Annotated in this window: 31 protein-coding genes; all 31 read right to left on the bottom strand. The window is 65.4% G+C overall.

All coding sequences use genetic code 11. The features are described from left to right. Nucleotides 1–48: 48 nt before the first annotated feature. The gene (rpsM, locus tag ACIRPT_RS11375) at nucleotides 49–429 is read right to left on the bottom strand and encodes a 30S ribosomal protein S13 (RefSeq protein WP_006604894.1); all 381 of its coding nucleotides are present in this window, start codon (nucleotides 427–429) and stop codon (nucleotides 49–51) included. A 197-nt stretch (nucleotides 430–626) separates the two neighbouring features. Beyond that, entirely contained in the window at nucleotides 627–740 is a 114-nt protein-coding gene (rpmJ, locus tag ACIRPT_RS11380; protein WP_003956441.1) for a 50S ribosomal protein L36, read from the bottom strand. A 60-nt stretch (nucleotides 741–800) separates the two neighbouring features. Continuing rightward, nucleotides 801–1,022 (bottom strand): translation initiation factor IF-1, encoded by a 222-nt coding sequence (infA, locus tag ACIRPT_RS11385; protein ID WP_014047798.1) that lies wholly within the window; start codon nucleotides 1,020–1,022, stop codon nucleotides 801–803. Between the two features lie 171 nt (nucleotides 1,023–1,193). Continuing rightward, nucleotides 1,194–2,030 carry a type I methionyl aminopeptidase gene (map, locus tag ACIRPT_RS11390; protein ID WP_403825457.1) on the bottom strand — a complete coding sequence of 279 codons (837 nt, stop codon included), beginning with the start codon at nucleotides 2,028–2,030 and terminating at the stop codon, nucleotides 1,194–1,196. A gap of 122 nt (nucleotides 2,031–2,152) precedes the next feature. Next, nucleotides 2,153–2,806: an adenylate kinase gene (locus ACIRPT_RS11395; RefSeq protein WP_403825460.1), complete on the bottom strand. Its 654-nt coding sequence runs from the start codon at nucleotides 2,804–2,806 to the stop codon at nucleotides 2,153–2,155. After that, a complete protein-coding gene (gene secY / locus ACIRPT_RS11400) occupies nucleotides 2,806–4,119 on the bottom strand; it encodes a preprotein translocase subunit SecY (protein ID WP_403505667.1) in 1,314 nt (437 codons plus the stop codon). Before secY ends, ACIRPT_RS11395 begins: the two co-directional genes overlap by 1 nt. A 227-nt stretch (nucleotides 4,120–4,346) precedes the next feature. Then, complete coding sequence (rplO, locus tag ACIRPT_RS11405; RefSeq protein WP_094791272.1) at nucleotides 4,347–4,802, bottom strand: 50S ribosomal protein L15; 456 nt, start codon at nucleotides 4,800–4,802, stop codon at nucleotides 4,347–4,349. Nucleotide 4,803: 1 nt separating this feature from the next. Then, the gene (gene rpmD / locus ACIRPT_RS11410; protein WP_006604889.1) at nucleotides 4,804–4,986 is read right to left on the bottom strand and encodes a 50S ribosomal protein L30; all 183 of its coding nucleotides are present in this window, start codon (nucleotides 4,984–4,986) and stop codon (nucleotides 4,804–4,806) included. Then, nucleotides 4,986–5,588: a 30S ribosomal protein S5 gene (rpsE, locus tag ACIRPT_RS11415; RefSeq protein ID WP_042155878.1), complete on the bottom strand. Its 603-nt coding sequence runs from the start codon at nucleotides 5,586–5,588 to the stop codon at nucleotides 4,986–4,988. The genes rpmD and rpsE overlap by 1 nt, the downstream gene beginning before the upstream one ends. 46 nt (nucleotides 5,589–5,634) lie before the next feature. After that, nucleotides 5,635–6,018, bottom strand: coding sequence for a 50S ribosomal protein L18 (gene rplR, locus ACIRPT_RS11420; RefSeq protein WP_403505672.1), 384 nt, complete (start codon nucleotides 6,016–6,018; stop codon nucleotides 5,635–5,637). Between the two features lie 3 nt (nucleotides 6,019–6,021). Beyond that, a complete protein-coding gene (gene rplF / locus ACIRPT_RS11425; protein ID WP_136741299.1) occupies nucleotides 6,022–6,561 on the bottom strand; it encodes a 50S ribosomal protein L6 in 540 nt (179 codons plus the stop codon). A 22-nt stretch (nucleotides 6,562–6,583) separates the two neighbouring features. Next, a complete protein-coding gene (rpsH, locus tag ACIRPT_RS11430) occupies nucleotides 6,584–6,982 on the bottom strand; it encodes a 30S ribosomal protein S8 (protein ID WP_403505674.1) in 399 nt (132 codons plus the stop codon). A gap of 239 nt (nucleotides 6,983–7,221) precedes the next feature. Continuing rightward, on the bottom strand, nucleotides 7,222–7,407 hold the full coding sequence (locus tag ACIRPT_RS11435) for a type Z 30S ribosomal protein S14 (RefSeq protein WP_003956452.1): 186 nt from the start codon (nucleotides 7,405–7,407) through the stop codon (nucleotides 7,222–7,224). 5 nt (nucleotides 7,408–7,412) lie between these two features. Beyond that, the gene (gene rplE / locus ACIRPT_RS11440; protein ID WP_046927447.1) at nucleotides 7,413–7,973 is read right to left on the bottom strand and encodes a 50S ribosomal protein L5; all 561 of its coding nucleotides are present in this window, start codon (nucleotides 7,971–7,973) and stop codon (nucleotides 7,413–7,415) included. Beyond that, nucleotides 7,973–8,296, bottom strand: a complete 324-nt coding sequence (rplX, locus tag ACIRPT_RS11445; protein ID WP_400066964.1) for a 50S ribosomal protein L24 — start codon at nucleotides 8,294–8,296, stop codon at nucleotides 7,973–7,975. Before rplX ends, rplE begins: the two co-directional genes overlap by 1 nt. A 3-nt stretch (nucleotides 8,297–8,299) precedes the next feature. Then, nucleotides 8,300–8,668 carry a 50S ribosomal protein L14 gene (gene rplN / locus ACIRPT_RS11450; RefSeq protein WP_003998823.1) on the bottom strand — a complete coding sequence of 123 codons (369 nt, stop codon included), beginning with the start codon at nucleotides 8,666–8,668 and terminating at the stop codon, nucleotides 8,300–8,302. Between the two features lie 99 nt (nucleotides 8,669–8,767). Continuing rightward, nucleotides 8,768–9,049 (bottom strand): 30S ribosomal protein S17, encoded by a 282-nt coding sequence (rpsQ, locus tag ACIRPT_RS11455; RefSeq protein ID WP_006604882.1) that lies wholly within the window; start codon nucleotides 9,047–9,049, stop codon nucleotides 8,768–8,770. Then, nucleotides 9,049–9,273 carry a 50S ribosomal protein L29 gene (rpmC, locus tag ACIRPT_RS11460; RefSeq protein ID WP_030074787.1) on the bottom strand — a complete coding sequence of 75 codons (225 nt, stop codon included), beginning with the start codon at nucleotides 9,271–9,273 and terminating at the stop codon, nucleotides 9,049–9,051. Before rpmC ends, rpsQ begins: the two co-directional genes overlap by 1 nt. Further along, nucleotides 9,273–9,692, bottom strand: coding sequence for a 50S ribosomal protein L16 (gene rplP / locus ACIRPT_RS11465; RefSeq protein ID WP_006604880.1), 420 nt, complete (start codon nucleotides 9,690–9,692; stop codon nucleotides 9,273–9,275). Before rplP ends, rpmC begins: the two co-directional genes overlap by 1 nt. 5 nt (nucleotides 9,693–9,697) lie before the next feature. After that, nucleotides 9,698–10,525: a 30S ribosomal protein S3 gene (gene rpsC / locus ACIRPT_RS11470; protein ID WP_033269706.1), complete on the bottom strand. Its 828-nt coding sequence runs from the start codon at nucleotides 10,523–10,525 to the stop codon at nucleotides 9,698–9,700. Beyond that, on the bottom strand, nucleotides 10,525–10,872 hold the full coding sequence (gene rplV / locus ACIRPT_RS11475; protein ID WP_037839423.1) for a 50S ribosomal protein L22: 348 nt from the start codon (nucleotides 10,870–10,872) through the stop codon (nucleotides 10,525–10,527). The genes rpsC and rplV overlap by 1 nt, the downstream gene beginning before the upstream one ends. 44 nt (nucleotides 10,873–10,916) lie before the next feature. Beyond that, on the bottom strand, nucleotides 10,917–11,198 hold the full coding sequence (gene rpsS / locus ACIRPT_RS11480; protein WP_018090899.1) for a 30S ribosomal protein S19: 282 nt from the start codon (nucleotides 11,196–11,198) through the stop codon (nucleotides 10,917–10,919). A gap of 12 nt (nucleotides 11,199–11,210) precedes the next feature. Next, nucleotides 11,211–12,047 (bottom strand): 50S ribosomal protein L2, encoded by an 837-nt coding sequence (gene rplB / locus ACIRPT_RS11485; protein WP_006604876.1) that lies wholly within the window; start codon nucleotides 12,045–12,047, stop codon nucleotides 11,211–11,213. A gap of 39 nt (nucleotides 12,048–12,086) precedes the next feature. Beyond that, entirely contained in the window at nucleotides 12,087–12,410 is a 324-nt protein-coding gene (gene rplW / locus ACIRPT_RS11490; RefSeq protein ID WP_403825473.1) for a 50S ribosomal protein L23, read from the bottom strand. Continuing rightward, nucleotides 12,410–13,060, bottom strand: coding sequence for a 50S ribosomal protein L4 (gene rplD, locus ACIRPT_RS11495; protein WP_403505680.1), 651 nt, complete (start codon nucleotides 13,058–13,060; stop codon nucleotides 12,410–12,412). The genes rplW and rplD overlap by 1 nt, the downstream gene beginning before the upstream one ends. A gap of 7 nt (nucleotides 13,061–13,067) precedes the next feature. After that, the gene (gene rplC / locus ACIRPT_RS11500; protein WP_362701437.1) at nucleotides 13,068–13,712 is read right to left on the bottom strand and encodes a 50S ribosomal protein L3; all 645 of its coding nucleotides are present in this window, start codon (nucleotides 13,710–13,712) and stop codon (nucleotides 13,068–13,070) included. 14 nt (nucleotides 13,713–13,726) lie between these two features. Continuing rightward, nucleotides 13,727–14,035 (bottom strand): 30S ribosomal protein S10, encoded by a 309-nt coding sequence (gene rpsJ / locus ACIRPT_RS11505; protein WP_004571821.1) that lies wholly within the window; start codon nucleotides 14,033–14,035, stop codon nucleotides 13,727–13,729. Between the two features lie 420 nt (nucleotides 14,036–14,455). Beyond that, nucleotides 14,456–15,649 carry an elongation factor Tu gene (gene tuf, locus ACIRPT_RS11510; protein WP_030062897.1) on the bottom strand — a complete coding sequence of 398 codons (1,194 nt, stop codon included), beginning with the start codon at nucleotides 15,647–15,649 and terminating at the stop codon, nucleotides 14,456–14,458. Between the two features lie 155 nt (nucleotides 15,650–15,804). Continuing rightward, nucleotides 15,805–17,928 (bottom strand): elongation factor G, encoded by a 2,124-nt coding sequence (fusA, locus tag ACIRPT_RS11515; protein ID WP_403825479.1) that lies wholly within the window; start codon nucleotides 17,926–17,928, stop codon nucleotides 15,805–15,807. 39 nt (nucleotides 17,929–17,967) lie between these two features. Further along, a complete protein-coding gene (gene rpsG / locus ACIRPT_RS11520) occupies nucleotides 17,968–18,438 on the bottom strand; it encodes a 30S ribosomal protein S7 (protein WP_004571813.1) in 471 nt (156 codons plus the stop codon). A gap of 2 nt (nucleotides 18,439–18,440) precedes the next feature. Then, complete coding sequence (rpsL, locus tag ACIRPT_RS11525; protein ID WP_030062899.1) at nucleotides 18,441–18,812, bottom strand: 30S ribosomal protein S12; 372 nt, start codon at nucleotides 18,810–18,812, stop codon at nucleotides 18,441–18,443. Between the last annotated feature and the right edge of the window lie 94 nt (nucleotides 18,813–18,906).

Here is an 18,906-nt window from a genome sequence, read left to right on the forward strand (position 1 = left end):
GGTGGTCGGTCCTACAGCGAAGACCGCTGATGAGCGTCCTGCTGAGGACTACTTCTTGCCCGGCTTCTTCTTGCCGGCGATCGCGCGACGCGGACCCTTGCGGGTACGGGCGTTCGTGCTGGTGCGCTGACCGTGCACCGGCAGGCCGCGGCGGTGACGCAGACCCTGGTAGCAGCCGATCTCGACCTTGCGGCGGATGTCGGCCTGGATCTCGCGACGGAGGTCACCCTCGGTCTTGAGGTTGTTGTCCACGTACTCGCGGATCTTGACCAGGTCTTCCTCGGCCAGGTCGCGAACACGGGTGTCCGGGTTCACGCCGGTGGCGGCGAGGGTCTGCTGCGACAGCGTGCGCCCGATACCGAAGACGTAGGTGAGGGCGACCTCGACGCGCTTTTCGCGCGGGAGATCAACGCCTGCGAGGCGTGCCATTGATGTGGCTCCTGATGGCTATTCGGAGGTCTTCCGCAGCACCGTTCCCGTAAGACTCTTCAGAATTACGAGCCGGGTCCCCGGCCTCCGAGCCGGGGGTGTCGTCCCACGCGAGAGATGCGGGGGTCGGGTGACTGCGTATGTACGTATTACGTGCGTCGCGCGAAAAACTGCGAAATGCAGGTGGTCGGCGTGCGTCAGCCCTGGCGCTGCTTGTGGCGCAGGTTGTCGCAGATGACCATGACCCGGCCGTGGCGGCGGATCACCTTGCACTTGTCGCAGATCTTCTTGACGCTCGGCTTGACCTTCATGGGATGTGAGGTTCTCCGGGTCAGTGCCGTCACCCCACGGGAGCGGGGCGGCGACAAGATCTACTTGTAGCGGTAGACGATCCGGCCACGCGTCAGGTCGTACGGAGAGAGCTCCACGACGACCCGGTCATCCGGGAGGATACGGATGTAGTGCATCCGCATCTTGCCGCTGATGTGCGCGAGGACCTTGTGACCGTTCTGGAGCTCTACTCGGAACATTGCGTTCGGCAGAGACTCGATCACGGTGCCCTCGATCTCGATGGCACCTTGCTTCTTGGCCACGCTTCGCCTTTCGAATCGGCTACCTTGATCAGCTCACGCCATCCAGCCTGGAGGCATACGGATGCACGAGAGCCGACGCGTCAGTCTACGTCAGTGCCTGTGAAAAGACGAATCCAGGATTATTGCCCATCGGCGCTGATCCTTATGCCAAAGGGGCTCGCCGGAGGCCACCTACGCCAGAGGGTCCGGCGCCGCCGTGATGCCCAGCTCCGCCAGCTTGGCCTTGCCCGCGTCCGGCGCGGTCAGCACCAGCGGACCCTCCTCGGTCAGCGCGACCGAGTGCTCCCAGTGCGAGGACCAGCTGCCGTCGTTGGTCTTGACCGTCCAGTCGTCTTCCAGGACGTGCGTCTTGGCCGTACCGAGATTGATCATCGGCTCGATCGCGATGCAGAACCCGGGCACCAGCTTGGGGCCGCGGCCGCGCTTGCGGTCGACGTAGTTCAGCAGATGCGGGTCCATGTGCATCTGGGAGCCGATGCCGTGGCCGCCGTAGTCCTCGACGATGCCGTACTTACCGCTCGACGGCCGCGGCTGGCGGCGGATGTAGCCCTCGATCGCCTTGGAGATGTCGACCAGGCGGTTGCCCTTGGCGACGGCCGCGATGCCCGCCCACATCGATTCCTCGGTGACCCGGCTGAGCTCGACCAGCTCCGCGGAGTGACCGGAGCCGACGAAGGCGGTGTACGCCGCATCGCCGTGCCAGCCGTCGACGATCGCGCCGCAGTCGATGGAGATGATGTCCCCGTCCGCGAGCACCGTCTCGGTGTCGGGGATGCCGTGCACCACGACGTCGTTCACCGAGGTGCAGATCGTCGCGGGGAATCCGCCGTAGCCGAGGAAGTTCGACTTCGCTCCGTGCTCGGCCAGCACCTTGCGCGCCGCGTCGTCCAGGTCCTTGGTCGTGGCGCCCGGCACCGCGACCTTCCGGGTCGCCGCGTGAATGGCGGCGACCACCAGCCCCGCCTCGCGCATCTTCGCGATCTGGTCGGGGGTCTTGATCTCCACCATTGCGGCTGACTGCCTTCCTGAGTACCGGTTGCGTGCGTGTCCGGCGGCCGAAACCGCCCCGTACACAATACGGCCGCGGCACCCAGGGGGCACCGCGGCCGTATTCGTGCAGAGCTCGTCGGCTACTCGGCGGCCTTCAGCGCGGCCATCGACCGCTGCGTGACCTCGGCAACCTTGCCGAGGGCCGGGATCGTGACGACCAGATCCTGGGCCTTGTAGTAGTCGATGATCGGCTCGGTCTCCGTGTGGTAGACCTCCAGCCGCTTGCGGACGGTCTCCTCGCGGTCGTCGTCGCGCTGGTACAGCTCGCCGCCGCAGGCGTCACAGACGCCCTCGGCCTTGGGCTTGTTGTACTCCGCGTGGAAGACGTGGCTGCTGTCCTTGCGGCAGATCCGCCGGCCCGCGATCCGCTTGACGACCTCGTCCTCGGGGACCTCCAGGTCCAGGACGGCGTCCAGCTTGAGGTTCTTGGCCTTGAGGTAGTCGTCCAGCGCCTGAGCCTGGCCCAGGTTGCGCGGGAAGCCGTCGAGGAGGAAGCCCCCGGCCGCGTCGTCCTGCGCCATCCGGTCCTCGGCCATGCCGATGGTCACCGAATCCGGTACGAGGTTTCCCGCGTCCATGTACGACTTCGCCTCGACACCCAATGGCGTGCCCTGGCTGATGTTCGCGCGGAACAGGTCCCCCGTGGAAATGTGCGGGATCCCGAGGTTCTTGGCAAGGTACGCGGCCTGCGTACCCTTGCCGGCCCCCGGAGGTCCGACGAGGACGATTCGCATCAGCGGAGGAACCCTTCGTAATTGCGCTGCTGAAGCTGACTCTCGATCTGCTTCACGGTCTCCAGACCCACACCCACGATGATCAGGATGCTCGTCCCGCCGAACGGGAAGTTCTGGTTCGCGTTGAACAGCACCAACGCCACTGTTGGTACGAGTGCGATCAGCCCCAGATACAGCGAGCCCGGCCACGTGATCCGGTTGAGCACGTAGCTGAGGTACTCGGCCGTCGGGCGACCAGCCCGGATACCCGGGATGAAGCCACCATACTTCTTCATGTTGTCGGCAACTTCTTCGGGGTTGAAGCTGATGGCCACGTAGAAGAAGGCGAAGAACACGATCAGAAGGAAGTACGTAACGATGTAAACCGGGTGGTTTCCCTTGGTGAAGTTGGTGGCGACCCAGTTCGCCCACCCCGCCTTCGAACCGCTGAACTGTGCGATGAGGGCCGGAATGTAGAGCAGCGACGACGCGAAGATGACGGGAATCACACCCGCCTGATTCACCTTGAGCGGGATGTAAGTGGACGTACCGCCATAGGACCGACGGCCGATCATCCGCTTCGCGTACTGCACCGGAATGCGCCGCTGCGCCTGCTCGACGAAGACCACCAGGGCCACCATCGCCAGGCCCACCACGATCACCCCGAAGAACTCGATCCAGCCGTCGGCGAGCTTGCCGGTGAGCTTGATCTGCCACAGCGCGCCCGGGAAGCCGGCGGCGATCGAGATGAACATCAGGATGGACATGCCGTTGCCGATGCCGCGGTCGGTGACGAGCTCACCGAGCCACATGATCAGGCCCGTACCGGCGGTCATGGTGATGACCATCGTGATGGTGGTGAAGATGGAGTCGCTGGGCACGATCTCGCTGGCGACCGGGCAGTTCTGGAAGAGCGCGCCACTGCGGGCGGTGGCCACCAGGCCGGTGCCCTGCATGATGGCGAGCGCCACGGTCAGGTAGCGGGTGTACTGGGTGATCTTCGCCTGGCCGGTCTGCCCCTCTTTCTTGAGGGCCTCCAGCCGGGGGATCACCACGGTCAGGAGCTGGAGGATGATGCTCGCCGTGATGTACGGCATGATCCCCAGCGCGAAGATCGTGATCTGCAGCAGCGCACCACCGCTGAACATGTTCACCAGGGCGAACAACCCGCTGTTGCCGCCGGCCTGCTTCATGCAGGTCTCGACGTTCGCGTAGTTCACCCCAGGGACCGGGACGTGCGCCCCGATCCGGTAGAGCACCACGATGCCCAACGTGAACAGCAGCTTCTTGCGCAGGTCGGGCGTCTTGAACGCTCGGGCGAACGCGGTGAGCACGGTGCCTCCTGCGCCTCCCGCCTCAAGTGCGAGAGGTGACGGTCTTGAGGATCGACGAATACTTGGCGGCCAAAACCACACAGGCGGGGCCCGCGCGGCGGGGGTCCGGGGCAAAGCCCCGGAAAACAACAGTGCCTGCCACCTTACCGGCGACCGTACCCCCCGTGGAACGACCAACCGGGGATGCCCCAATCAATGGGCATCCCCGGTCAGTTGAATCAACGAACTCAGATGAGCTCGGTGACGGTGCCGCCGGCGGCGGCAATCTTCTCCTTGGCGGAGCCGGAGACGGCGTCAACCGTCACCTGCAGCGCCACGGAGACCTCGCCGGCGCCGAGCACCTTGACGAGCTCGTTCTTGCGCACCGCGCCCTTGGCGACCAGACCGGCCACCGTGACCTCGCCACCCTGCGGGTAGAGCTCGGCCAGCTTGTCCAGGTTCACGACCTGGAACTGCTTGTGCGCGGGGTTCTTGAAGCCCTTCAGCTTCGGGAGGCGCATGTGGAGGGGCATCTGCCCACCCTCGAAGCGCTCCGGAACCTGGTAACGGGCCTTGGTGCCCTTGGTACCACGACCGGCGGTCTTACCCTTGGACGCCTCACCACGACCGACACGGGTCTTGGCGGTCTTGGCGCCCGGGGCGGGCCGGAGGTTGTGGACCTTCAGCGGGTTGTTCTCCGCCATGTCAGTCGACCTCCTCGACCGTCACGAGGTGGCGGACGGTGTGCACCATGCCGCGGAACTCGGGGCGGTCCTCCTTGACAACCACGTCGTTGAGCCGCTTGAGGCCCAGCGAACGAAGGGTGTCGCGGTGGTTCTGCTTGCTACCGATGTAGGACTTCGTCTGCGTGATCTTGAGGTGCGCCATTACGCGGTCACCCCGGCACGCGCCCGCAGCAGAGCGGCGGGAGCAACGTCCTCCAGCGGCAGGCCACGACGGGCGGCGATCTCCTCGGGACGCTGCAGTCCCTGGAGGGCCTCCACCGTGGCGTGCACGATGTTGATCGGGTTCGACGAGCCGAGCGACTTGCTCAGCACGTCGTGGATGCCCGCGCACTCCAGGACGGCGCGCACGGGACCACCGGCGATCACACCGGTACCGGGGGAAGCCGGCTTGAGCAGGACGACGCCCGCAGCCTTCTCGCCCTGGATGGGGTGCGGGATGGTGCCCTGGATACGGGGGACCTTGAAGAAGTTCTTCTTGGCCTCTTCCACGCCCTTGGCGATGGCAGCCGGAACTTCCTTGGCCTTGCCGTAACCGACACCTACGGTGCCGTCACCGTCGCCCACCACGACCAGCGCGGTGAAGCTGAAGCGGCGACCACCCTTGACAACCTTGGCGACGCGGTTGATCGCGACAACGCGCTCAACGTACGCGGTCTTCTCGGCGGCAGCGCCACCGTCGCGACCCTTCCGGTCCCGCCGCTCGCCGCCACCGGCACCGCTTCCGCGGCGCTGGGGTCCAGCCATTGGATTTACCTCTCTCTGTTACGTCCGCTAGCTCCGGAACCGGGGCTTAGAACTTCAGCCCGGCCTCGCGGGCGGCGTCGGCCAGAGCGGCAATCCGCCCGGCGTACTGCTTGCCACCACGGTCGAACACGACGGCCTCGACACCGGCGGCCTTGGCACGCTCGGCAACCAGGGCGCCAACCTTCTGGGCCTGGGCGCTCTTGTCGCCCTCGCCGCCACGGATGGACGCGTCAAGGGTCGACGCCGATGCGAGCGTGTGGCCCGCAACATCGTCGATGACCTGCGCGGTGATTCCGCGGTTGGACCGCGTCACCACCAGACGCGGACGCGCCGGCGTACCCGAAATCCGCTTACGGATGCGGATGTGGCGACGCTTAGCGGCAGCGCGCTTGTAGGCGTTGCCCTTAGCGATCTTCACACCGTATGCCATGGCTTACTTACCAGCCTTTCCGACCTTGCGGCGGATGACCTCGCCGGCGTACTTGACGCCCTTGGCCTTGTACGGGTCAGGCTTGCGCAGCTTGCGGATGTTCGCCGCAACCTCGCCGACCTTCTGCTTGTCGATGCCCTCGACGCTGAGCTTGGTCGGGGACTCGACCTTGAAGGAGATGCCCTCAGGAGCCTCGACGACGATGGGGTGGCTGTAGCCCAGCGCGAACTCCAGGTTGGAGCCCTTCGCCTGGACGCGGTAGCCGACACCGCTGATCTCGAGCGCCTTGCTGTAGCCCTGGGTCACGCCGGTGATCATGTTCGCCACCAGCGTGCGGGACAGGCCGTGCAGGGCCTTGTTCTGACGCTCGTCGTTCGGGCGGGTGACGGCGATGACGCCGTCCTCACCCTTGGCGACCTCGATGGGCGCGGCGACGGTGTGCGAAAGGGAGCCCTTGGGACCCTTCACCGACACCGTGCGGCCCTCGATGGTGACGTCCACACCAGCGGGAACCTGGATGGGCAGCTTGCCAATACGCGACATTAGCTATTCCTCCGTTCCCTGGTTACCAGACGTAGGCGAGGACTTCCCCACCCACGCCCTTCTTGCTGGCCTGCTGACCGGTCAGGAGACCGTGGGACGTGGAGATGATCGCCACGCCCAGGCCGCCGAGGACCTTCGGCAGGTTGGTGGACTTTGCGTAGACCCGCAGGCCCGGCTTCGAGATCCGCTTGATGCCGGCGATCGAGCGCTCGCGGTTCGGGCCGAACTTCAGCTCGAGGGTGAGGTTCTTGCCGACCTCAGCGTCCTCGACGCGCCAGCCGGTGATGTAACCCTCCTGCTGGAGGATCTCCGCGATGTGCGACTTGATCTTGCTGTGCGGCATCACGACGGTGTCGTGGTACGCCGAGTTCGCGTTACGCAGACGGGTCAGCATGTCTGCGATGGGATCAGTCATGGTCATGAATTGGCCTTCGGCCTCTCTCGCCGGGGTTTCCTATGTGCGCCATCCCTCTCCCCGAGCAGAGTCGGGACGGGTGCGGCGCGGGGACCTACGGCGTAGTAAGCGACGTTATGCGGGCCTTGCCCGCGGTCGGTCTCGGGCGGCGGGGCGCCCAAACCCTTCTACCCTACGGTAAAAAGGGACGGGCGCCCGCCGACCGGGTGCTTACCGAGAGTCTCCGGGTATTCCCAACTAGGGGATTACCAGGAGCTCTTGGTCACGCCCGGCAGCTCGCCACGGTGAGCCATCTCACGAAGGCACACGCGGCAGAGGCCGAACTTACGGTAAACGGAGTGCGGACGGCCGCAGCGCTGGCAGCGGGTGTACGCGCGCACACCGAACTTCGGCTTGCGAGCAGCCTTGGCAATCAGAGCCTTCTTCGCCATCTCGCTCACGCCTCCTTGAACGGGAAGCCGAGGTGACGAAGGAGAGCGCGGCCCTCATCGTCGTTGGTCGCCGTGGTGACCACGGTGATGTCCATACCCCGGGTACGGTCGATCTTGTCCTGGTCGATCTCGTGGAACATGACCTGCTCCGTGAGACCGAAGGTGTAGTTGCCCCGACCGTCGAACTGCTTCGGGGACAGACCACGGAAGTCGCGGATGCGCGGCAGCGCGAGCGACAGCAGGCGGTCCAGGAACTCCCACATGCGGTCACCGCGGAGGGTGACGTGGGCACCGATCGGCTGGCCCTCACGCAGCTTGAACTGCGCGATGGACTTACGGGCCTTGGTGACGGCCGGCTTCTGACCGGTGATCGTGGTGAGGTCCTTGATGGCACCCTCGATCAGCTTGGAGTCGCGGGCGGCGTCGCCCACACCCATGTTGACCACGATCTTGGTCAGACCGGGGATCTGCATGACGTTCTCGTACGAGAACTCGTCCTTCAGCTTCCCGGCGATCTCTTCGCGGTAGCGCAGCTTCAGACGCGGCGCGTTGGTGGTGGCAGTCATCAGATGTCCTCACCGGTCCGCTTGGCAACGCGGATCTTGTTGCCTTCGTCGTCGAAGCGGTATCCGACGCGGGTGACAACCTTCTTGCCGTCCTGCTCCACGACCAGCTGAACGTTGCTGATGTGGACAGGGGCCTCGGTCGTCACGATGCCGCCGGTCTTCGAGCCACGAGCCGTCTGACCGGCCTTGGTGTGCTTCTTGACCCGGTTGACACCCTCGACCAGGACACGGTCCTCGCGGGGGAAGGCCTGAATGACCTTGCCCTGCTTGCCCTTGTCCTTACCGGTGATGACCTGGACCAGGTCGCCCTTCTTGATCTTCATCGGTTACAGCACCTCCGGCGCGAGCGAGATGATCTTCATGAACTTCTTCTCGCGCAGCTCACGGCCCACGGGGCCGAAGATACGGGTGCCGCGGGGGTCGCCATCGTTCTTGAGGATGACGGCCGCGTTCTCGTCGAAGCGGATGTACGAGCCGTCCGGACGGCGGCGCTCCTTGACGGTGCGAACGATGACGGCCTTGACGACGTCACCCTTCTTCACGTTGCCACCGGGGATCGCGTCCTTCACGGTGGCGACGATGACGTCACCGATGCCCGCGTAGCGGCGACCGGAGCCACCGAGAACACGGATGCAAAGGATTTCCTTCGCACCAGTGTTGTCGGCGACGCGCAGTCGCGACTCCTGCTGGATCACGTCTATCTCCTGAATGTCTGCCGGTTCCCGGCAGGGGTTTCACGTGAAACCCCTGCCGAGCCTGGCGGAACTGTTCCTGGGGGGTCCCCCCAGGAGGGATTACTTGGCCTTCTCGAGGATCTCGACGATGCGCCAGCGCTTGGTGGCGGACAGCGGCCGGGTCTCCATCAGGAGGACGCGGTCGCCGACGCCGGCAGCGTTCTGCTCGTCGTGCGCCTTGAGCTTGTTCGTACGGCGGATGACCTTGCCGTACAGCGCGTGCTTGACGCGGTCCTCGACAGCGACGACGACGGTCTTGTCCATCTTGTCGCTGACGACGAGACCCTCACGGGTCTTGCGGAAGCCGCGCTCGTTCGTCTCAGTCACATTCTTCTCGCTCATCAGGCGCTCTCCACCGTCTCGATGCCCAGCTCGCGCTCACGCATCAGGGTGTAGATCCGGGCGATGTCCTTACGGACGGACTTGAGCCGACCGTGGTTCTCGAGCTGTCCGGTCGCCGCCTGGAAGCGGAGGTTGAACAGCTCCTCCTTGGCCTCACGAAGCTTGCCGACGAGGTCCTCGTCATTCAGCTCGCGCAGCTCGGTCGCCTTGATACCGGCCGCCATCACGACTCACCTGCCTCGCGCCGCACAATGCGGCACTTCATCGGAAGCTTGTGGGCGGCGCGGGTCAGCGCCTCCTTGGCAACCTTTTCGTTCGGGAAGGACAGCTCGAACATCACCCGACCGGGCTTGACGTTCGCGACCCACCACTCCGGAGAACCCTTACCGGAACCCATGCGGGTTTCGGCCGGCTTCTTCGTGAGCGGGCGGTCCGGGTAAATGTTGATCCAGACCTTGCCGCCACGCTTGATGTGACGGGTCATGGCGATACGAGCGGACTCGATCTGCCGGTTCGTCACGTAGGCCGGGGTGACGGCCTGGATTCCGTACTCACCGAAGGCCAGCTCGGTGCCACCCTTGGCCATACCACTGCGCTTCGGGTGGTGCTGCTTGCGGTGCTTGACCCTGCGAGGGATCAGCATGTCGGTCAGGCCTCCGTTCCGGGGGTCTCCGCCGGAGCAGCGGCAGCGGCCTCGGCCTTGGGGGCCTCGGCAGCGGCGCTCTGCTGCTGCGGCTTGCGGCCGCCTCGGCCACCGCGCTCGCCACCGCGACGCGGGCGGTCGTTGCCGCCACCGCGAGCCGGGCGGTTACCCGCACGGGCGGCAGCGTTCTCGGCGCGGACCTCGGCGATGTTCTTGACGTCGCCCTTGTAGATCCAGACCTTCACGCCGATACGGCCGAAGGTGGTCTTGGCCTCGAAGAAGCCGTAGTCGACGTTCGCGCGGAGGGTGTGCAGGGGCACACGGCCCTCGCGGTAGAACTCCGAGCGGGACATCTCGGCGCCGCCGAGACGGCCACCGCACTGGATCTTGATGCCCTTGGCGCCGGCCTTCATCGTCGACTGCATGCTCTTACGCATGGCGCGACGGAAGGAGACGCGGGAGGACAGCTGCTCGGCGACGGCCTGGGCCACCAGCTGAGCGTCGGTCTCGGGGTTCTTGACCTCGAGGATGTTCAGCTGAACCTGCTTGCCGGTCAGCTTCTCCAGCTCGCCGCGGATGCGGTCGGCCTCGGCGCCGCGGCGGCCGATGACGATGCCCGGACGAGCGGTGTGGATGTCAACGCGGACGCGCTCACGGGTGCGCTCGATCTCCACCTTGGAGATACCGGCGCGCTCCATGCCCTTCGTCATCATGCGACGAATGGCGACGTCTTCCTTGACGTAGTCCTTGTACAGCTTGTCGGCGTACCAACGCGACTTGAAGTCGGTGGTAATGCCGAGCCGGAACCCGTGCGGGTTTACCTTCTGGCCCATTACCGGGTTCCTTCCTTGCTGCTGACGACCACGGTGATGTGGCTGGTCCGCTTGCGGATCCGGTAGGCACGGCCCTGGGCGCGCGGGCGGAACCGCTTCAGGGTCGGGCCCTCGTCGACGTACGCCTCGGAAATGACGAGGCTGCCGGCGTCGGTGTGGTCGTAGTTGTGCGCGGCGTTGGCAATGGCGCTGTCCAGCACCTTGCCAACCGGCACGCTCGCGGCCTGCGGGGCAAAACGCAGGACCGCCTGAGCCTCCGTGGCATTCATGCCACGGATAAGGTCCACCACGCGGCGGGCCTTCATGGGCGTGACGCGGATGTACCGCGCCTGGGCCCTGGCTTCCATGGTTGTCCCTTCGGTGTCAGTCATAGTCTTCGCACTCCGGTCGATCAGCGACGACGCGACTTGCGGTCGTCCTTCTCGTGGCCGCGGAAGGTGCGGGTCGGCGCAAACTCGCCGAGCTTGTGGCCAACCATCGACTCGGTGACGAACACCGGGACGTGCTTGCGGCCGTCGTGCACCGCGATCGTGTGGCCGAGCATGGCCGGGACGATCATGGAGCGGCGGGACCAGGTCTTGATGACGTTCTTGGTGCCAGCATCGTTCTGAACGTCCACCTTCTTGGAAAGGTGGTCGTCGACGAAGGGCCCCTTCTTGAGACTGCGCGGCATCTAAACCCGCTCCTAGCGCTTCTTGTTCGTCTTGCGGCGGCGGACGATGTACTTGTTGCTCGCCTTCTTCGGCGAACGAGTACGACCCTCCTTCTGACCCCACGGCGAGACCGGGTGGCGACCACCGGAGGTCTTGCCCTCACCACCACCGTGCGGGTGGTCGACGGGGTTCATCACGACACCACGCACGGTCGGGCGGACGCCCTTCCAGCGCATGCGGCCGGCCTTGCCCCAGTTGATGTTCGACTGCTCGGCGTTGCCGACCTCGCCGACGGTGGCGCGGCAGCGCACGTCGACCAGGCGGATCTCACCGGACGGCATACGAAGGTGGGCCATCGCGCCCTCCTTCGCCAGCAGCTGCACGGATGCACCGGCCGAGCGGGCGAACTTCGCACCGCCGCCCGGACGCAGCTCGATCGCGTGGATCGTCGTACCCACGGGGATGTGACGCAGCGGCAGGTTGTTACCCGGCTTGATGTCGGCGCCAGGGCCGTTCTCAATCCGGGCGCCCTGGGCCAGGCCACGGGGCGCGATGATGTAGCGCTTCTCGCCGTCTGCGTAGTGCAGCAGCGCGATGCGCGCGGTGCGGTTCGGGTCGTACTCGATGTGCGCGACCTTGGCCGGCACGCCGTCCTTGTCGTGACGACGGAAGTCGATCACTCGGTAGGCGCGCTTGTGGCCACCGCCCTGGTGGCGAACGGTCACACGACCGGCGTTGTTACGGCCGCCCTTGCTGTGCAGGGGGCGGACCAGCGACTTCTCCGGCGTGGACCGCGTGATCTCGACAAAGTCGGCGACGCTGGAGCCACGACGGCCCGGGGTCGTCGGCTTGTACTTGCGGATACCCATTTCTCAGTCCTCGTCCGATTCCGGACGACTCGACCTCCGTCAGGAGGTCGGGCCGCCGAAGATGTCGATACGGTCGCCCTCGGCGAGGGTCACGATGGCGCGCTTGGTGTTCGCGCGCTTGCCGAAACCGGTCTTGGTGCGCTTGCGCTTACCCTGACGGTTGATCGTGTTGACCCCGGTGACCTTGACCGAGAAGACCGCCTCGACGGCCTGCTTGATCTGGGTCTTGTTCGAGCCCGGTGCGACGATGAACGTGTACTTGTTCTCGTCCAGCAGGGCGTAGCTCTTCTCCGAGACAACCGGCTTGACGAGAACGTCGCGCGGGTCCGAGAAGGTCTTGCTGGTGACGACGGCCTCAGTCATCAGGCGTCGCTCCCTTCGGTCTCAGCGGCCTTGGGGCCAGACACGAAGGACTCGAAGGCGGTCTTGGTGAAGACCACGTCGTCGGAGACGAGCACGTCGTACGTGTTCAGCTGGCCCGGCTCCAGGATGTGAACCTGGGGCAGGTTGCGGGCGGACAGCCACGCGGCCTCGTCGCTGCGCTCGACGACCAGGAGCACGTTCTTGCGCTCGCTGACCTTGCCGAGGAGAGTCTTGGCGGCCTTGGTGGAGATGTCGCCCTCGACCACGCCGGAAACGACGTGGATGCGGCTGTTGCGGGCCCGGTCGGTGAGGGCACCGCGCAGGGCGGCAACCTTCATCTTCTTGGGCGTCCGCTGCGAGTAGTCACGCGGCACGGGGCCGTGCACGACGCCACCGCCGGCGAACTGCGGCGCACGGGTCGAACCCTGGCGCGCGCGGCCGGTGCCCTTCTGGCGGTACGGCTTCTTGCCACCGCCGCGGACCTCGCCGCGAGTCTTGGTCTTGTGCGTGCCCTGACGGGCCGCGGCCAGCTGCGCGACAACGACCTGGTGGATCAGCGGAATGCTGACCTTGGCGTCGAAGATCTCCGTGGGGAGCTCGACGGTCCCGGCCTTGTCGCCTGCCGGCGAAAGGATGTCAATGGTGCTCATCGGTTCCTCAAACCCCCTTGGCCGCGGTACGGACCAGGACGAGGCCACCGTTGGGGCCGGGGACGGCGCCCTTGATGAGCAGCAGACCCTTCTCGGCGTCAACGGCGTGGACGGTCAGGTTCTGGGTGGTGACCCGCTCGTTGCCCATGCGGCCCGCCATGCGCATGCCCTTGAAGACACGGCCGGGGGTGGCACAGCCACCGATGGAACCAGGCTTACGGTGCACGCGGTGGGCACCGTGCGAAGCCTTGCCGCCGTGGAAGCCGTGACGCTTCATGACGCCGGCGAAGCCCTTGCCCTTGCTCTTGCCGGTCACGTCCACCTTGACGCCGGACTCGAAGGTCTCGGCGGTCAGCTCCTGGCCGAGGGTGTACTCGCTGGCGTCAGCGGTACGGACCTCGACGAGGTGGCGGCGGGGGGTGACGTCGGCCTTCGCGAAGTGGCCCTTGAGGGGCTTGTTCACCTTGCGCGGGTCGATCTCGCCGAAGGCGATCTGGACGGAGTCGTAACCGTCCTGGTCATTCGTACGCACCTGGGTAACGACACAGGGGCCGGCCTTGACCACAGTGACCGGGACGACACGGTTGTTCTCGTCCCAGACCTGGGTCATGCCGAGCTTCTCGCCCAGGATGCCCTTGATCTGCTTAGCCATCTCTTCCGCGCCTCTCAGAGCTTGATCTCGATGTCAACGCCGGCCGGAAGGTCCAGGCGCATCAGCGAGTCAACGGTCTTGGGCGTCGGGTCGAGGATGTCGATCAGGCGCTTGTGCGTGCGCATCTCGAAGTGCTCGCGCGAGTCCTTGTACTTGTGCGGCGACTTGATGACGCAGTACACGTTCTTCTCAGTGGGCAGCGGCACCGGGCCCGCGACCGACGCACCAGTACGGGTCACCGTCTCGACGATCTTCTTCGCCGACGTGTCGATGACCTCGTGGTCGTAGGCCTTGAGCCGGATGCGGATCTTCTGTCCCGCCATGGCTACTTCGTAGTCCTGTCTCTCGTAACGCTCTGGGACCCGGCAAGTTCGCGTTCTTCTCCGACCCACGCGGTCGGGCGTGTCGCGCCCCTTCCCGTAAATCTCCGCAGGGGAGATCCTTCAAGAAGGAGAAAGTGGGGGAAGAACACCCACCGGGCGCCTGGCCGAGGCACCCCGCTGCACTTCCCGGAAGATTCCCGTATTTCCGGCCCTGAGAAGGGACGACGAATACCTGGGACTCGCTTCCAGTCCTCCCGGCGGGAGGCGCGCAGCATCGGCACTCAACCGAGCAACCTGGACAGTGTGCCATACGTGGGATGTGTAAGGCCAATCGAGGCCGAACTGTCAAGGAGCCCCGCCCACCTGATGGTGGACGGGGCTCCTCGATGAGCTGCTACCGGGTCTCCCCGATCAACGGACTTACTTGTTGATCTTGGTGACCTGGCCGGCGCCGACGGTCCGGCCACCCTCACGGATGGCGAACTTCAGGCCCTCTTCCATGGCCACGGGCTGGATCAGCGAGACGGACATCTCGGTGTTGTCGCCCGGCATGACCATCTCGGTGCCCTCGGGGAGGGTCACAACACCGGTCACGTCAGTCGTACGGAAGTAGAACTGCGGACGGTAGTTGTTGAAGAACGGCGTGTGGCGGCCACCCTCGTCCTTGGACAGGATGTAGGCCTGCGCCTCGAACTCGGTGTGCGGGGTGACCGAGCCCGGCTTGATGATGACCTGGCCGCGCTCGACGTCCTCGCGCTTGATACCGCGAAGCAGCAGACCGACGTTCTCACCGGCCTGGCCCTCGTCGAGGAGCTTCCGGAACATCTCGATGCCGGTGACCGTGGTGGTGGTCTTCTCGGTCTTGATGCCGATGATGTCGACGGTCTCGTTGACCTTGAGGACACCACGCTCGATACGACCGGTGACAACGGTGCCACGGCCGGTGATCGTGAAGACGTCCTCGATCGGCATCAGGAACGGCTTGTCGACGTCGCGCTCGGGCTGCGGGATCGACTCGTCGACGGCCTTCATCAGCTCGAGGACGGAGTTGCCCCACTCCTTGTCGCCCTCGAGCGCCTTGAGCGCCGAGACCTTGACGACGGGAACGTCGTCGCCGGGGAACTCGTACTCGGAGAGGAGCTCACGGACCTCGAGCTCGACGAGCTCCAGGATCTCCTCGTCGTCCACCATGTCGGCCTTGTTCAGGGCGACAACGATGTAGGGAACGCCGACCTGGCGGGCCAGGAGCACGTGCTCCTTGGTCTGCGGCATCGGGCCGTCGGTGGCGGCGACCACGAGGATGGCGCCGTCCATCTGCGCCGCACCCGTGATCATGTTCTTGATGTAGTCCGCGTGACCGGGGCAGTCGACGTGCGCGTAGTGACGCGACTCGGTCTGGTACTCGACGTGCGCGATGGAGATCGTGATACCGCGCTGGCGCTCCTCAGGAGCCTTGTCGATCTGGTCGAAGGCCGAGGCCTCGTTCAGGTCCGGGTACGCGTCGTGCAGCACCTTGGTAATGGCGGCCGTGAGGGTCGTCTTACCGTGGTCAATGTGACCGATGGTGCCGATGTTGACGTGCGGCTTAGTCCGCTCGAACTTCGCCTTCGCCACTGGTTCCTCCTGAAGTGGTTCTGTACGCCTTACTCATCGGCGCCAGGTGATCTTTGCTGGGATGCCGGCCGCCGGGGTATTCCTCACGGATTGCGGGGATTACCCCGGCAGACGGTGTCAAGCCTAAAGCGTGTTCCGACTCGCGGGAGACGGAGCTACTCGCCCTTGGCCTTCGCGATGATCTCCTCGGCGACGTTCCGGGGAACCTCGGCGTAGGAGTCGAACTGCATCGAGTAGCTTGCGCGACCCGACGTCTTGCTGCGGAGGTCTCCGACGTAGCCGAACATCTCCGAGAGGGGAACCAGGCCCGTGACGAGCTTGGCGCCGCTGCGCTCCTCCATGGACTGAATCTGACCACGGCGGGAGTTGATGTCGCCGATCACATCGCCCATGTAGTCCTCGGGCGTGGTGACCTCGACCTTCATCATCGGCTCGAGCAGGGCCGGGGAGGCCTTGCGCGCGGCCTCCTTGAAGGCCATCGAACCGGCGATCTTGAAGGCCATTTCCGACGAGTCGACCTCGTGGAAGGCACCGTCGAGAAGGGTGACCTTGACGCCCGTCAGCGGGTAGCCGGCGAGAACACCGAACTCCATGGCCTCCTGGCAGCCCGCGTCCACGGACGGGATGTACTCCCGCGGGATACGGCCACCGGTGACCTTGTTCTCGAACTCGTACCCGTCGCCCTCGAGCGGCGCGATCGCGATCTGCACCTTCGCGAACTGGCCGGAACCACCAGTCTGCTTCTTGTGCGTGTAGTCGAGACGCTCGACGGCCTTGCGCAGGGTCTCCCGGTAGGCGACCTGCGGCTTGCCGACGTTGGCCTCGACCTTGAACTCACGGCGCATACGGTCGACCAGCACGTCGAGGTGCAGCTCGCCCATACCCGCGATGATGGTCTGGCCGGTCTCCTCGTCGGTGTGGACCTGGAACGACGGGTCCTCTTCGGCGAGGCGCTGGATGGCGACACCCAGCTTCTCCTGGTCGCCCTTGGACTTGGGCTCAATGGCGACCTGGATGACCGGAGCCGGGAAGTCCATCGACTCCAGGATCACCGGGTGCGCGGAGTCGCAGAGGGTCTCACCGGTGGTGGTCTGCTTGAGACCCATGACGGCGACGATGTCACCGGCACCCACCGACTCGATCTCCTCACGCTTGTTCGCGTGCATCCGGTAGATCTTGCCGATGCGCTCCTTCTTGCCCTTGACCGAGTTCAGCACCTGCGAGCCGGCCTCGAGGCGGCCCGAGTACACCCGGATGAAGGTGAGCTTGCCCAGGTGCGGGTCGCTCGCGATCTTGAAGGCAAGGACGGAGAGCGGCTCGTCGTCCGACGGCTTGCGCACGAGAACCTCGTCCGCATCCTTGGTCGACTGGCCCTCGACGGCGCCGACGTCCAGCGGCGACGGGAGGTAGCGGGCAACGCCGTCGAGCAGGGGCTGGACGCCCTTGTTCTTGAAGGCGGTGCCGCAGAACACCGGGGTCACGGTGACGGAACCCTCGGCGCCCGTGGAGGCAAGGGTGATACGACGGATGGCGGCGTGCAGCTGCTCCTCGGTGGGCTCCTGGCCCTCGAGGTACAGCTCCATCATGGCCTCGTCGTTCTCCGCGACGGCCTCGAGCAGCTTGCCGCGCCACTCGTCGGCCGCCTCGACGTGCGAGGCCGGGATGTCGACGGTGTCGTACATCTCGCCCTTGGCGGCCTCAGCGGACCAGACCAGGGCCTTCATCTGTACGAGGTCGACGACGCCCTTGAAGTCCATCTCGGTGCCGATCGGCAGCTGCATGACCAGCGGCACCGCGCCCAGGCGGTCCCCGATCATGTCGACGCAGCGGTGGAACTCCGCGCCGGTCCGGTCGAGCTTGTTGACGAAGCAGATACGCGGAACGCCGTAGCGGTCCGCCTGACGCCAGACGGTCTCGGACTGCGGCTCAACACCGGCAACGCCGTCGAACACCGTCACGGCACCGTCGAGGACGCGCAGGCAGCGCTCCACCTCGACGGTGAAGTCGACGTGGCCCGGGGTGTCGATGATGTTGATGGTGTGGTCGACGTTGTTCAGCGGCCAGTGGCAGGTCGTCGCGGCAGACGTGATCGTGATGCCGCGCTCCTGCTCCTGCTCCATCCAGTCCATCGTGGCAGCGCCGTCGTGGACTTCACCGATCTTGTAAGAAACACCGGTGTAGAACAGGATCCGCTCGGTGGTGGTCGTCTTGCCCGCGTCGATGTGGGCCATGATCCCGATGTTGCGGACCTTGGCCAGGTCAAGCGAAGTGGTGGCCATATCGGCTCAATCTTCTCTCGGTCTCGATGTGGGTTGCGACTACCAGCGGTAGTGCGCGAAGGCCTTGTTGGACTCGGCCATCTTGTGCGTGTCCTCACGCTTCTTGACCGAAGCGCCGAGGCCGTTGGAGGCGTCCAGCAGTTCGTTCATGAGGCGCTCGGTCATGGTCTTCTCGCGGCGCGCGCGGGAGTAGCCCACGAGCCAGCGGAGGGAGAGGGTCGCGGCGCGGCCGGGCTTGACCTCAACCGGCACCTGGTAGGTCGCGCCACCGACACGGCGGGACTTGACCTCAAGGGTCGGCTTGATGTTCTCGAGCGCGCGCTTGAGCGTGATGACCGGGTCGTTACCGGTCTTCTCGCGCAGACCCTCCATGGCGCCGTAAACGATGCGCTCAGCGGTGGAGCGCTTGCCGTTCAGCAGCACCTTGTTGATGAGGGAGGTCACCAGAGGAGAACCGTAGACCGGGTCGATGATGACCGGGCGCTTCGGGGCGGGGCCCTTACGAGGCATTCTTACTTCTCCTTCTTGGCGCCGTAGCGGCTGCGAGCCTGCTTACGGTTCTTGACGCCCTGCGTGTCGAGGGAGCCGCGGATGATCTTGTAGCGAACACCCGGCAGGTCCTTCACACGACCACCACGCACGAGCACGATCGAGTGCTCCTGCAGGTTGTGCCCCTCACCCGGGACGTAGGCAGTAACCTCGATCCCACTGCTCAGCTTGACTCGCGCAACCTTGCGGAGGGCCGAGTTCGGCTTCTTCGGGGTGGTCGTGAAGACACGCGTGCACGTACCACGACGCTGAGGCGACCCCGCCAGTGCGGGTGTCTTGTTCTTCTCGACCTTGTCCTGGCGGCCCTTTCGGACCAGCTGCTGGATCGTAGGCACCGTTTCTCCGGTTTCTTGTCTCGGTACAACTAACCTGGAACGTCACCGACCCACGCGGTCGGGTGTGTCGAATGCTGTAGACCGACCCCTCGCG

Origin of the sequence: Streptomyces sp. NPDC101227, from assembly GCF_044767545.1 — a bacterium.
Taxonomy (GTDB): Bacteria; Actinomycetota; Actinomycetes; order Streptomycetales; family Streptomycetaceae; genus Streptomyces.